At 67.3% G+C, this 14,139-nt stretch carries 9 protein-coding genes and 1 pseudogene; 4 read left to right on the top strand and 6 right to left on the bottom strand.

Features of this window, described 5'->3' with window-relative positions; all coding sequences use genetic code 11:
• Positions 1-130 precede the first annotated feature (130 nt).
• Positions 131-502: a nuclear transport factor 2 family protein gene (locus tag H7K34_RS23610; protein ID WP_264064411.1), complete on the top strand. Its 372-nt coding sequence runs from the start codon at positions 131-133 to the stop codon at positions 500-502.
• Positions 503-545: 43 nt separating this feature from the next.
• The gene (locus tag H7K34_RS23615) at positions 546-770 is read left to right on the top strand and encodes a hypothetical protein (RefSeq protein ID WP_264064412.1); all 225 of its coding nucleotides are present in this window, start codon (positions 546-548) and stop codon (positions 768-770) included.
• A 131-nt stretch (positions 771-901) separates the two neighbouring features.
• Here the strand turns inward: H7K34_RS23615 and H7K34_RS23620 are convergent, their stop codons facing one another.
• The 3 genes from H7K34_RS23620 to H7K34_RS23630 all read right to left on the bottom strand — a co-directional run bounded on the left by H7K34_RS23620 (position 902) and on the right by H7K34_RS23630 (position 4,187).
• Positions 902-2,326, bottom strand: coding sequence for an amidase (locus tag H7K34_RS23620; protein ID WP_264064413.1), 1,425 nt, complete (start codon positions 2,324-2,326; stop codon positions 902-904).
• A gap of 311 nt (positions 2,327-2,637) precedes the next feature.
• Positions 2,638-3,375, bottom strand: a complete 738-nt coding sequence (locus H7K34_RS23625; protein ID WP_264064414.1) for a DUF899 domain-containing protein — start codon at positions 3,373-3,375, stop codon at positions 2,638-2,640.
• 41 nt (positions 3,376-3,416) lie between these two features.
• Complete coding sequence (locus tag H7K34_RS23630; protein ID WP_264064415.1) at positions 3,417-4,187, bottom strand: SDR family NAD(P)-dependent oxidoreductase; 771 nt, start codon at positions 4,185-4,187, stop codon at positions 3,417-3,419.
• 189 nt (positions 4,188-4,376) lie between these two features.
• Between H7K34_RS23630 and H7K34_RS23635 the strand changes: the two genes are divergently transcribed.
• Positions 4,377-5,333 (top strand): sigma-70 family RNA polymerase sigma factor, encoded by a 957-nt coding sequence (locus tag H7K34_RS23635; RefSeq protein WP_264064416.1) that lies wholly within the window; start codon positions 4,377-4,379, stop codon positions 5,331-5,333.
• 162 nt (positions 5,334-5,495) lie between these two features.
• Positions 5,496-10,347, top strand: a pseudogene (locus H7K34_RS23640) (HAD-IC family P-type ATPase).
• Here H7K34_RS23640 and H7K34_RS23645 read toward each other — a convergent pair.
• The 3 genes from H7K34_RS23645 to mrf form a co-directional block, all read right to left on the bottom strand.
• Complete coding sequence (locus H7K34_RS23645; protein ID WP_264064417.1) at positions 10,344-11,903, bottom strand: AMP-binding protein; 1,560 nt, start codon at positions 11,901-11,903, stop codon at positions 10,344-10,346. The pseudogene H7K34_RS23640 and the gene H7K34_RS23645 sit on opposite strands and share 4 nt — an antisense overlap.
• Entirely contained in the window at positions 11,900-12,790 is an 891-nt protein-coding gene (locus tag H7K34_RS23650; RefSeq protein ID WP_264064418.1) for an SDR family NAD(P)-dependent oxidoreductase, read from the bottom strand. The genes H7K34_RS23645 and H7K34_RS23650 overlap by 4 nt, the downstream gene beginning before the upstream one ends.
• Before the next feature lie 153 nt (positions 12,791-12,943).
• Positions 12,944-14,137 carry a ribosome hibernation factor-recruiting GTPase MRF gene (mrf, locus tag H7K34_RS23655; RefSeq protein WP_264064419.1) on the bottom strand — a complete coding sequence of 398 codons (1,194 nt, stop codon included), beginning with the start codon at positions 14,135-14,137 and terminating at the stop codon, positions 12,944-12,946.
• Positions 14,138-14,139 lie beyond the last annotated feature (2 nt).

Raw genomic sequence — 14,139 nt, forward strand, 5'->3', positions numbered from 1 at the left:
CTGATTCCTGGCCGGTAGAAAGCAACAACGGTTCCGCTTCCGAAGCGCTTGAAAGACTGGTGGCCGCCTGTGAACCTAGCCTTGCGACCACGCCGCGCCTACCGTTAACCCAGCAGCGAGCGGAGTAGGCATGGGCACGCAAAGTCAAATGGTCGAGCGCTACCTGGAATGTCTGGCGGCTCACGACTGGGACGGACTGGCCGACACCATCGCCGAGGAAGGCTTGACCCGGGAGGGGCCGTTCTGCGATGTCATCGACGGTAAGGCGCACTATCTCGCCTACCTGCGCAAGCTATGCACCAATCTGAAGGGCCATCGAGTCCACGTGCAGCGGGTCTCGTACGTGGACTCCCGGGTGTCGTACGCCGAGCTGTCCGAGACGTTCGAGATCGATAGCGTCGCGATCACGTGGCCCGAATGCATCCTCTTCGAGCAAGACACCGATGGCCTGATCTCTCGGGTGAGCGTGTTTTTCAAGCAAGGGCAAGCCGACAACACCTAGCGGTCTATTCCCTCACCCCCGGAATTGACCTACCGTGTCAGGGATGGAGGCAAATGGAACTCCGGAGTCGGTGCCGGTCGAGAAATTGCACTCGGGCGACCCGATCACCGATTGTGGTCAGCGGTACATAGTTCTCGAATCAAAAGCACTCGGCGATAGCTGCGTAGTTCTCGAGCTGGAGTCCAGGGTGGACCACCAGCTGCAGGTCATCGAGAAGTCATTCCCGGCCGGCTACCAGGTCGATAGGGCACACCACCGAATTCTGTAAACCGCGCTTTTCGCACTGAATAGTCTGAGCCGGCAGCGCCGCTTCGGCTTAGCCGGAAAGCACGTGGTCCCGGCTGCGGCCACTACCGTCAGAAGGCCATCTCGGGATCAGCGTGGAAACTCGTTGAGCCACTAAAGATTACATATCCCCGCCGGCGACACCGTAGGCCACCACTCCTCGGAGGTCCACAGGGACAATTCGGCTTCGACTGCGGCGCCTATCCGGAAGACCATTGCATCGTCGTACGTCTTGCCGACCAGCTGCACGCCCGTGGGGACCCCGTTCGGCGCGATCCCGGAGGGAATTGCAAGCACGGGTACGCGCCCAATCACGTTGAACGGGACCGTCATAAGGCCGTCGAACATAGCTTTGAAGTCGTCACCGGGATCGTCAGCCGCCGGTCCGAGACCGGCAACCGTGGGACAGAGCAAAGCATCGAATTCGACCAGGATCTCTCCGAGGGGTCGATAGATCGCCACTTCTTCCTCTAACCCCGAGGCGTAGTCGCCAGCCTGTGCGGACACTCGTACGACCTCGCGCGAATAGTCCATCAGAAGCGCCTCGCGCCGAGAATCGTTGTCGACAACGCTCTCGATTGACGCCCCCATCACGGCAGCGTAGTGCGCGATTGCGGTCTCTAGGATGTGTTCCCGTCTCCACGGCAGCGTGACTTCTACTACCTCGGCTCCGAGCGCTCGAAGCGCGTCCGCTACCGATGCCGTGTTGACCAGGACCGCATCATCTGGCTGGTAGTCGCCAAGGGTGGGACACAGGGCCACCCGGACACCATCTAGTCGCGCCGCCTTTGCGACGACGGGACTCGCCGGACGAAGTGAGGCCTGATCTTCAGCCCAGGGACCCGCGATAACGTTCTGAAGGGCGGCGACGTCCGCGACACTGCGCGCCATGGGCCCGTCGGCACAGTAGGAATCCAGGTTGAACGGCGCCAAACTGGGCACCCGTCCGAACGGCGGCTTAAACCCAATCACCCCGCAGTAAGACGCTGGAATTCGGATTGACCCGCCGATGTCCGAACCGGTGGCAAGGATGGTCGATCCGGCGGCCAAGGCGGCGCCGGATCCGCCCGACGAACCGCCTGGCGTGACGTGCAGATTCCAAGGATTACGCGTCACGCCCCATAGCTTCGAATGTGTCACCGCGGTGCAAGAGAATTCCGGCGTCGCGGTACGTCCGTGCACGACCGCACCCGATTCGAAGATCCGATCAACGATCGGATGCGTATGACTCGCCATCATCCCGCGGCCAAGCAAGGAGCCGTACTCAGCCAATCTCCCCGCGATCGGCTGCTCGTCCTTGAGCATCAAGGGAATCCCCTCGAGCGGCCGCGGCGCTCCACCACCCCGCCCCCCGAACCGCGCCTCGGACTCGCGCGCCGCCGAGTAGCCCTCCTCGAGGAACTCTTCAGTCACCGCGTTGACGGTTGACTCGGTGAAGCGAGTACGGGCAACAACCGCGTCCAAAAGCTCCACCGGAGACAGTTCCCGGATCTCGAACATCTCACGAGCCCGCTGTGCCGTGAGGCGAAACAACTCCACGTCTTGTCCCCTAAATTCATGTCAAACACCAATATTCCTGCTTGCCGGGTATCGGTGAATCCTGCACGGCCCGAACGGCGTTGGCCGCTGTAGGTCGTGTTGTCTGGTGAGTCGGCGCGACCAGCACACACTTTCGCCGGCTATAAATCAATATTTCGCGCGCAGTTGACACCCGACTCTAATTCGTCCGGTCCCGGACATCGCGGCGAACATATCAACACCTTGACGTCGGAACCGCGCTTTGTCCGGCTCGTCATTCGCGAGCACATTGACTTGTGGCGCTGCAGTTGGTCCCGAATATTCTGTCCCGTTCAGTCGCCGCGCGGCGGCCGCTGGTCATCCGGATCGTTCGGGTCGGGCTCGCCGAACCATCGCGAGGGCTCGTGCTGGCCGTACGCGGCATGCCAGTCCCACCATTCATACGGGGCGGCCTGCGGGTATCCCGGCGGCGAATCCTCCCAGGCTTCTTGGCGCCCCAGTGCCGTCATGTCCAGGAAGCTCCAGGTGTTGCCCAGCACCTCGTCGCCTCGGTTGTTGATGAAGTAGGTGCGGAAAACCCGGTCGCCGTCATGGATGAACGCGTTCGTGCCGTGCCATTCGTGCACGCCGAAGTCGGTGTCGAAGCCGTCGGTGATCGTGTACCAGGGCATATGCCAGCCCATCCGCGCCTTCAACCGCTCGATGTCGGGCTGTGGCGCACGCGAGGCGAACACCAGCGTGGTGTCGCGGGCATTGAGATGGGCGAGGTTCCCGATGTGGTCGGCGATCATCGAGCAGCCGCGGCAGGCGTGCCGGGGCCAGCCGTGAATGTCGGAGCCGAAGAAGGCACGGTAGACGATCAGCTGGCGCCGGCCTTCAAAGAGTCCAGCCAGGTTCACCGGACCCTCGGGCCCGTCGAATTCATACTGCTTGTCCACGGCCAGCCACGGCATCCGCCGCCGCATGGCCGCCAGTGCATCGTGTGCCCGGAGCACCTCTTTCTCCTTGACCAGCAGTCGCTGTTGTTCGGCCTGCCACTCCTGGGCCGACACGATCGGTGGTGTGTTCATTGCGTTGTCCGCCTTTCGATTTCGCCTGACCTTGGGTGAGTTCAGTTCAGCGCCGACAGACCTGATGCCGTGAGCAGGTAGGTGCGGTGTTGCCCGGGTTCGCCGCCGGCGATCGCCGATACCGACGTGCCGACCTGCTCGGCGGTCAGCGCGGGTCCGGTCTGCTTGACGAAGGTGTCGACGTCGACACCCTGGCGCTTGGCGTAGGCCGCCGCGGCTTGGGCGCCGAGCTCGGTGGCGGCCGTCAATCGCGGCAGCACCGAGACGAAGGTGATTCCCAGGCCGGCCCGGTCCGACTCGCCGGCGGCATAGCTGCCGATGAACCTGACGGTTGCCTTGGCGCCCGCGTAGCCACCGGACAGTGGCGACCCGTTGACCGCCGCGCCGCTGGACATCAGGATCACGGAGCTGCCCGGCGGCAATGGACGCGCCAGCGCGTGCCGGGTCCAGTGAAAAGCTTGCGCGACATCGACATTCCAGTTGGCACTGAAGGTTGCCCAGCTCTGCTCCTGCAACGGGCTCATCCGCGGCGTGGACCCGGCGCACAGCACCAGGGTGCGCGGGGCGTACTTGTCAATGAGCTGGCTCGCGGTGGCCGCATCGGCGGCGTCGGCGACCACCGGGATGAAGACGTCGCCGAGCTCCCCGCGGACCTCGTCGAGCAGGGCGGCGCTGCGCGCCACACCGACGACCTCGGCGCCCGCTTCGGCCAATGCGGTCGCGATGGCGCGACCGAAACCGCGGCTGGCCCCCGTCACGATCGCGGTGGTGCCGGCAACTCTGCCGGGGTGGGTCTGGTTCGGCGGTTTCATTTCCGTACTCGCTTCCTTGGAGAACTGTGCCGGTGCGAACGCCGGCGTGGGTAGACATCCACCAATTGAGATACGGCGCACCGCCCGAATTCATCGCCGCAAAGCCGATGAATTTCGCCGTCCCGACGTCTCTGTACTGGAGTAGCGTTTCGGGCCACCCGAGACCGAGGCCGAGATGGGAGAGCGATCGTGCCGGCTCAGGAGGATTTCATCGTGCAGGCGGCGCCGTATCGAGGCGAGTTGATCGCGCACTGCTACCGCATGCTCGGCTCGGTGCACGATGCCGAGGACCTCGTCCAGGAGACCTACCTGCGCGGCTGGCGGGGCTACCAGGCATTCGAGGAGCGCGCCGCGCTGCGAACCTGGCTGTACCGAATCGCCACCACGGCGTGCCTGCGTGCGCTGGAGAACCGAGCCCGGCGCGTGCTGCCGGCCGGGTTGGGTGACAGCTCGGTCGATCCGGAGGCCGATCTCGCCGGCGGCGCCGGCGCCCATCAGTGGCTGGAGCCGCTCCCCGACACGCACCTGTTCGCGACCGCGGAAGACACCGTGACGGTGCGGCACAGCGTGCGACTGGCCGTGATGACCGCGCTGCAGGAGCTGCCCGCGCGTCAGCGTGCCGTGCTGATTCTGCGTGACGTCGTGCAGTTCAGCGCTGCCGAGGTTGCCGAACTCCTGGAAACCACACCCGCCTCGGTAAACAGCGCCCTACAGCGGGCGCGGGCCCGCCTCGCCGAGGTTTCGCCCACCGACGACGACGTGCTGGAGCCCGACGATGCCAAGCGCCGCGAATTGCTCGACCGTTACTGCGCGGCATTCGAGAACTCCAACATGGCCGCACTCACGGAACTGCTACAGACGGAGGTCAAACTCGAAATGCCACCGCTTCCCGTATGGTTTACCGGGCGGGACACTGTGATGGAATTCCTTGCTGCACAGGCATTTACGACTGCCGGCGATATTTCCATGGTTCAGACAGCCGCGAATGCCCAACCCGCGGTGGCCGAGTACCGCCGCGCCGACGACGGTGTCTTGCGGGCCCATTCAATTCACGTGATCACCCCGGGCGCCACCGGCGTCGCCGCCATTACCGTCTTCCTCGACCCGGTGTTGTTCGCCACGTTCGATCTGCCGCCCAGCCGGTAAACTGCCCCAAAGGGACGCGATTACACCCGCTGTTCACCCAGTGAATCCCCACCCATCGGAACTGTTGGTGTCGTCGCACGGCCTGCCTTCGAACGCATATGTGGACAGGTCCCCGACACCCCACGATTATTAGCGCGACGAACGTAGCTGAAGGATGAGTGAATGAAGATTCCGGGTGTAACCAGCGTTGTCGCTGGTGTCACCGGCGGGGCGGCCCAGCTGGTGAAGGCCGGCGTGTCCACCGCGGCCGGCGCTGCGGGTGCGGTGCAGCTCCTGGCGAGCCCGGTAGCCGAACTGGCCGGCCCTGTCGTGCAGTCGATGGCCACTTCCACCGGCCGGGCGCTCGGAATCAACACCTCCCCCAACGGCTCCCCCGACCACATCAGGCCGCCGGTGCGCTGGCAGAGCGGGCAGCGGGTACACCTGGACCTCGACCCGTTGCTGCCGTTCTCCCGCTGGTACGAATACGCGGCGGTGGTCGAGGAGCCGGTTCGCCGGATTCCCGGAGTGGCCGAGGCCCACGTCGAGGGCGCCCTGGGCCGGTTGGTCGTCGAACTCTGCGACGACGCAGACAACGAAGTCGTCGTGGACGACGTGCGGACGACAGTTGCGGCCATTGCCGCCGATTTGGCTTCCACGAAGTCGGACGTACCAGTTTCCGCGCCATTCGCCGACCCGGGTAACCCGCTGGCGATTCTGGTGCCGCTGACCGCCGCGGCCATGGACATGGTCGCGGTGACCGCCGCGGTCACCGGCTGGGTGACCCGACTGCCCGCCGCACCGCAAACCACCCGGGCAGCGGCTGCTCTGATCAACCATCAGCCGCGCATGGTGGCGATCCTCGAGTCGCGACTGGGTCGCGTGGGCACCGACGTTGCCCTGGCGGCAGCCACCGCGGCGGCCAGGGCAACCTCAAGCGCTCGGCACCCCGCTGCTCGACATGACGCAACGGACCCTGCAAATCACCGAGGCGGCCGCGCACCGTCGCGTCTGGCGTGAACGTGAGCCGCAGCTGGCCTCGCCCGAGCGCCCGCAGGCTCCGGTGGTCCCGGTCATCTCGTCGGCCGGAGCCCACTCGCAGGTACCCCGGCACAGCTGGGCCGCCGCAGCCGCGGGCGAAGCCTCACACGTCGTGGTCGGCGGAGCCATCGACGCCGCGATGGACACCGAAAAAGGCTCCATGGCCGGACCGGTGGAGGCCTATGTCAACTCGGCAGCCAACGGCTCGCTGATCGCCGCGGCCAGTGCGTTGGTCGCCGGTGGCGGCACCGAAGACGCGGCCGCCGCGATCGAGGCCGGGGTGCCCAGGGCCGCTCACATGGGCCGCCAGGCGTTCGCCTCGACGCTGGGTCGCGGCCTCGCGAACGGCGGGCAGCTGGTGCTCGACCCGGGCGCGCTGCGCCGCTTGGACCGGGTGCGAGTGGTCGTGATCGACGGCGCCGCGCTGCGCGGTGACCACCGCGCGGTGCTGCAGTCGATCGGTGAGGCACCCGGCTGGGACGACGACCGGGTTTACGAGGTCGCCGACGCCCTGCTGCATGGCGAGGAAGCGCCGGAGCCCGACCACGACGAGTTGCCCGCCACCGGTGCGCATCTGAGATGGGTTCCGGTACAAGGCCCGTCGGCTACCCCCGCGCAGGGCTTGGAAAGTGCCGACCTGGTGGTCGACGGCGAGATCGTCGGCAGGGTCGAAGTCGGCTGGGAAGTCGACCCGTACGCGATCCCGTTGCTGCAGACCGCCAATCGCACCGGAGCCCGGGTGGTGTTGCGTCACGTGGCCGGTACCGAGGACCTCACCGCCAGTGTCGGCGCGACGCACCCGCCCGGTACGCCGCTGCTGGGCGTGGTGCGCGAGCTGCGGGCCGATCGCGGACCGGTGCTGCTGATCACCGCGGTGCACCGCGACTTCGCGTCGACCGACACGCTGGCCGCGTTGGCTATCGCAGATATCGGTGTGGCACTTGATGATCCGCGCGCCGCGACGCCGTGGACCGCCGACATCATCACCGGCACCGACTTGGCCGACGCGGTTCGGATCCTGTCCGCCATTCCGGTGGCCCGCTCGGCCAGCGAATCGGCGGTACACCTTGCCCAGGGCGGCACCACGCTGGCCGGGCTGCTGTTGGTCACCGGCAGCGATCAGGAGCGACCCACCAACCCGATGAGCTTCCGCCGCTGGCTTAACCCGGTCAACACCGCCGCGGCCACCGCGATCGTGGCCGGAACCTTCTCGGCCGGCCGGGTGCTGCGCCTTCCCGACCCGACCCCCCAGCCGCTCACCGCCTGGCACGCCCTGGATCCCGAGATCGTGTACTCGCGGCTGGCCGGCGGCTCGCGACCGTTGGCGGTGGAAACCTTGACGCCGTCCTGGCGCCGCCGCCTCGACGATCTGTCCTACAGCCCACCGTTCGATGGGCTGCGCGGACCATTGCACACCCTGGCGCGGCTGGCTTCGGCCACCCGGGTCGAGCTCGCCGACCCGCTGACCCCGATTCTGGCCGTCGGCGCGGCCGCGTCGGCGATCGTCGGCAGTAACATCGACGCGCTGCTGGTCGGCGGTGTCATGACTGCCAACGCGATAACCGGTGGGGCACAACGATTGCGGGCCGAGGCGGCGGCCGCCGAACTTTTCGCCGAGCAGGATCAGCTGGTGCGCCGCGTGGTAGTCCCGGCAGTGGCCACCATGCGACGCCGCCTGGAGGCTGCCCAACACGCCACCCGCACGGCCACGGTGTCCGCCAAGTCGCTGCGGCCCGGCGATGTCATCGACCTGGCCGCACCGGAGGTGGTTCCGGCCGACGCGCGTGTGCTGGTGGCCGAAGACCTGGAGGTCGACGAATCACTGCTCACCGGAGAGTCGCTCCCGGTGGACAAGCAGGTGGAGCCGGTCGCCGTCAACGACCGCGAGCGGGCCAGCATGCTGTTCGAGGGCAGCACGATCATCGCTGGCCGCGCTCGCGCGATCGTCGTGGCTACCGGCGTCAACACCGCTGCGCACCGGGCGATCTCGGCAGTCGCCAACGTCGAAACGGCGGCCGGAGTCCAGGCCCGGCTGCGCGAGCTGACCAGCAAGGTGCTGCCGCTGACCCTGACCGGCGGCGCCGCGGTGACCGCGCTGGCGTTGCTGCGCCGCGCGTCGTTACGTCAGGCCGTCGCCGACGGTGTCGCGATCGCGGTGGCCGCCGTGCCGGAGGGCCTGCCGCTGGTGGCCACGCTGTCCCAGCTGGCCGCCGCCCAGCGCCTGACGGCACGCGGGGTACTGGTCCGATCGCCGCGCACCATCGAAGCCCTCGGCCGGGTCGACACCGTATGTTTCGACAAGACAGGAACTCTCACCGAGAACCGGCTGCGCGTGCTGTGCGCCGTGCCGCACGATGCCAAACCGGGCGACCCGTTCCCGGAGGCCGAGGATCCGCGGTCGGCCGCGGTGCTGCGGGCCGCCGCGTGGGCGTCGCCGCAGCCCCAAGAGGGCCAGGGTCATGCGCACGCCACCGACGAGGCGATCATCACCGCAGCGAGTTTCCTTCTCACCAAGAACAATTCGGGTTGGCAGTTGCTCGCCGAGGTGCCGTTCGAGTCCAGCCGTGGCTACGCCGCCGCCATCGGCACGCTGAGCGCGGACGCGGACGCGCCGGTGCTGATGCTCAAGGGCGCCCCGGAGGTGGTTCTGCCGCGCTGCCGGTTCGCCGAACCGGAGGCCGACCGTGCACATGCGGAATCGGTGGTTCACAGCCTCGCCGAGCGGGGCTTGCGGGTACTAGCGGTGGCACGGCGCCCGTGGCCCAACGGCACCTCCCACGACGAGGACACCGACGTCGATGCCGTCGAGGCCACCGCGCAGGACCTCGAGCTGCTGGGCTATGTCGGTTTGGCCGACACCGCACGGGCATCGTCGCGTCCGTTGATCGAGGCGTTGGAGGCCGCCGGCCGCGAGGTGGTGCTGATCACCGGCGACCACCCGATCACCGCGCGGGCGATCGCCCGTCAGCTGGGACTGCCGGCGGATGCGCGCGTCATCACCGGCGCCGAGCTTGCCGGTCTCGACGAGGACGCCTGCGCCAAGGTCGTCTCCAACGTCGCGGTGTTCGCCCGCGTCAGCCCGGAGCAGAAGGTGCAGATCGTGGCCGCGCTGCAGCGCTGCGGCCGGGTGACGGCAATGGTCGGTGACGGCGCCAACGACGCCGCCGCGATTCGGATGGCCGACGTGGGCATCGGCGTGAGCGGTCGGGGCTCGTCGGCCGCCCGGGGAGCCGCCGACATCATCTTGACCGACCGCGATCTGTCCGTGCTGCTCGACGCACTGGTCGAGGGCCGCAGCATGTGGGCCAGTGTACGCGATGCCGTCACGATCCTGGTCGGCGGCAACGTGGGCGAGGTGCTGTTCACCATCATCGGGACCGCGTTCGGCCAGGGGCGCGCGCCGGTGGGAACGCGTCAGCTACTGCTGGTGAACCTGCTCACCGACATGTTCCCCGCGCTCGCGGTTGCCGTCACGTCGCAATACGTCGAACCCGACGAAACCCAGTACGAGACCGAAGAGCAGGCCGAAAAAGCCCGTGCCGCACACCGGCTCGCGGTGTTGACCGGGCCCACGCCGTCGCTGGACGCCCCGCTGATGCGCCAGATCGTCACCCGTGGTGTCGTCACCGCCGCCGGTGCAACGGCCGCCTGGGGCATCGGGCGCTACACGCCGGGCAGCGAACGCCGCACGGCGACAATGGGATTGGCAGCGCTGGTGACGACTCAGCTCGCCCAGACCCTGCTGACACGCCAGCACAGCCCACTCGTGGTGGCGACCGCACTGGGCAGCGCGGGCGTGCTGGTCGGCATCATTCAAACCCCGGTGGTCAGCCAGTTCTTCGGATGCACGCCGCTGGGACCGGTCGCCTGGTCGGGCGTGATGGGGGCGACAGCAGGTGCCACCGCGGTCTCGTGGCTGGCGCCCAACTGGCTGAACAAGACCGTCGGCGTCATCGCGCCCGAAGGCGAACCCGACGATCAGCCGGATGCCTAAGTCGCCAGTTCCCTACGTATGACCTTGCCGGCAGGGTTGCGCGGAATGCTGTCGACGATGTGGATATCCCTGGGCTGTTCGAAACGAGAGACCTTGTCCTTCAAGTACTCCCGTAATGCCGGCACATCGACGTCGCGCTGCCCGCGGGTAACGACGAACGCTGCCAGTCGGCGCCCGAACTGCTCGTCAGGCACCCCGACGACCGCGTTCTCGGCAACGTCAGGATGCTCGGCGAGTGCGTTTTCCAGCGCGCGGGGATACACGTTCTCACCACCCGAGACGATCATGTCGTCCTCGCGACCGACGATGTAGAGCCGGCCCGAGTTGTCCAGATAGCCCATGTCTCCGGTACCGGTGAAGCCGTCGACGACAGCCTTGCCGCCCCCGCCGGTGTAGCCTTCCGAGCCCAGCTCACCGCCGACGAAAATGCGGCCGGTCACCCGCGACCCGACGGGATTGCCGCTTTTGTCGAGGATGCGAACCGGACAGCCGGCGACCGGTCTTCCTACCGTATCCGGGGCGTGACGTAACTCGAAAGGTGTTGCCAGGGATCCAATCCCGACCTCAGTGGAGCCGTAGAGGTTGTAGAGGATGTCGCCGTAGGAGTCCATGAACCGCCGCGCCAGGCTGGGATCGAGCCGATCGCCACTGGATATGACAACCTGCAGCGACAACGGGTTTCGCGACCGCACCCGCTGCGGCAGATCCAGGATCCGCGCCAGCATGATTGGTACGGCGCTCATCGCATCGGCGCCCTGCAACGACGCCTGGGCGAGTGTTTCTTCGGCGTCGAAGCGGCGGCGGGTCAGCATTGTGGCGCCCAGGCTGACGGCGAGCGTCATGATACCGAATCCGAGACCATGGAACATGGGGGTTGCCAAGGCGATTCGTGACCCGCTGCGCAACCCGGTGCGTTCGAGGATGGTCACGCCCGCCCCCAGGCCCGAGCTGATCCGGGGTGTTCGCGGCGCACCCTTGGGGATGCCAGTGGTGCCGGAGGTGAGCAACACGATTCGGCCCGAAGATGCAACCTTAGGCCGCGACTTGCCTGGAGATATCTCGGCGCCGGCTGGATCGATGACCCGGACCGACGGGGCGGCTTCGCGGATCTGGGCCGCAAACTCTTTGTCGCAAAACATCGTTACGACCTGGTGCGTGCTCAGCGCGCCGGCGAGGGCAGTGGCGCGAAACTCCGTATTCACTAGCACCACATCGGCACCGACCAGCGCTGTGGCGAATACTGAGGCCGCGAAGCCGCGGCCGTTGCGGCACATGATCCCCACCGCCTCGCCCGGCCCCGCACTGGCGTCGACGAGCTCGTGCGCGAGCGCCTCGGTGATGGCCTGCAGCTCGCGGTAGGTCAGCGCTCCGTCGTCGTCGATGATCGCGGTGCGATCCGGCCAGCGAGCGGCCGCGATAGCGGGCAGCGTGGCGAGATTCGTGCCACCGCGATACACCTCGCGGATCAGCCGCAGCGCCGCGATCGGTGTGGGCACACTCAGTAACCGCGAGGACACCAACGCGCGGGCGGTGGTGGCGGCCACACCGTCTGTCATCCGTGGTCCTTCCGGCCGCTGGAATCGGCGAAGAAGCGACGATGCCACAACCTGGCCGCCCAATCCGCGGGTCCGGCCAACAGCACCGAGAACAGTTCGGCCGGAAACACCCACGGCGGTTCGTTGGTGCGCGGGCGTTCGATGATCGCCTTGGCGATGGCATCGGCGGCCTGCTGCGCGGACAGCCCGGGAAGGCGGCCCAGGATCGGCGTCGGTGCGATCATCCGGGTTCGGACCAGCGCGAAGTAGACCGACGTAATAGTGACGCCGTCGGCGTGCAGTTCGGGTGCCACGCTGCGCAGCCAGCGATCGAAAGCGCCCTTGGACGCCTGGTAGGCGCCCCATTGCGGACCGGGCACCACGCGCACGCCGACACTCGAGACATTCACGATGTGGCCGGCGCCGTTTTCCCGCATCGCCGGCAGCAGTCCCAGCAGCAGCCAGATCGGCCCCAGGTAATTGATGTCGATGGTGCGCTGGAAGTCGTGCGGGCGGTCGTACTGGTGATGGAGCGACCGGCGCAGCGATTTGCCGGCGTTACTGACCACGATGTCGAGCGGGCCGTGGTTCTCGGTGATCTGCTTGTTCAGGACGTGGACGGCAGCCTCGTCGCTCAGATCTGCCGGGTAAGCGACCGCTTGCCCGCCGCCCGCGTTGATCGCCGCGGCGAGGTCGTCGAGCCGTTCCGCCGACCGGGCGACCAGCAGCACCTTCGCACCGGCCGCAGCAAGCCTGCGGGCGGTCGCCTCGCCGATTCCGTACGACGCGCCGGTCACCAGCACCGTCTTGCCCGTAACCGCGGCGCGCAGCTTGTCGGGGTCCGATACCCGCGCCGGGTTGGCCAATCGGTCTGTCGCCGTCCTAAAGGCCTGACCTATCAAATTCACCTTCACACCGCGTTCACCGAGAGGCGTGCCGAGTCCTGGTGCAGCGCTGCTTTTCCAACGCTGACTCGTAACCTACAGCTACCAGATCATGCGCACAGCCCGAACCCCTGGTTCTGGCTAAACGCTAATTTGCCGGTGAGACGCGGTACGACTTCAAGATTCCCGGCAGTCGGAGTCGGACGCGACTTCTTCTGCGGTGCCGGAGATTTCGTCGCAGGGATCCTCGTGCCATTCTCCGAAGGGGTCCAGGTAACCGCGCCACTCACGCGGGTCCGCCATTTCCGCGTCGGTGAGCAACGCACCGTGCAGGGCGTCGAGAATGTCGGGTGGCTCCCCACCACAGACCAGCACCGTCATGGCGGTGTGCCGGTCGCCGAACCGGTATTCCCACTGCAACTCGGCGAACAGACGCCGTTCCGCGTCGACATTGGCCACCTCACGCGCGGTCATGGCCGCCAGCCACTTTCCGGCGCAAGAGACCCGCATGCCGCCACCGGCCGACTCCAGCCACATGACCTGGTCGGGCCGACTGGCCAGCCACAGCCGCCCGCGGGCGCGCACCACGCCGGTCAACAGCAGATCCACGGCGGCGTGTAAGCGCTCAGGGTGGAACGGGCGGCGGGCGTTGAATTCGACGACTCGCACCGTCCCGTCGGCGCCCAGGGGCGGCCGGCCGGCCAGCAGCCAGCCGTGCGGATGGTCGCTGCGGCCGCGCCGCGAATCCTCTTCCAGGTTCGCCAGCGCTATGTCGACACGGTCGAGACCGACCGTGATCCGCGCCCGCGGAGCAAGCCTGCGCAGCACCGCCAGCGTCAGTGGTTCCGGGCGGGTCAACACCAGCAGGTCGGCGAACTCGGCCTGGCCGACGACGACTTGGGCCATCGTGCGCCCGTCCGGCAGATCGTCCTCGCCGAGCGCGCAAGTGAGCCAACTGCGGAAGTCGATGCACGTCACCACGCAGGCGATCGCCACATCCAAGGCGGCCGGACCGTCGGGGTAGCCGGGACCGACCCGCACCCGGACGTGGTTGATCGCGACGCAGATGGGTTCGGGTTCCATCCACTGCGACAAGTGCACGACGATGCGTTCGACTCCGGCGTGGTGGGCCAGCTTGCGCAGCAGCAGCAAAAGATCGTTACGGACGGTGCAGGCCACACACCCGTGCGCCAACTCCAGTGCGTCGTGCGCGGTGGTCAATTCGCCCTTGCACAACATGGTCGTCGTCCGCCGCACGACATGGCCGTCGAAGCGGTGCTCGACTACCACGGTTCCGGGACCGCGCAGGAGCGCACCCGTCACCGCATCGGTGTCGCCCTGACCCGCCACCAGCACCACCGGGGTCCGCATCC

The organism is Mycobacterium montefiorense (genome assembly GCF_025823255.1).
Lineage (GTDB): Bacteria > Actinomycetota > Actinomycetes > Mycobacteriales > Mycobacteriaceae > Mycobacterium > Mycobacterium montefiorense.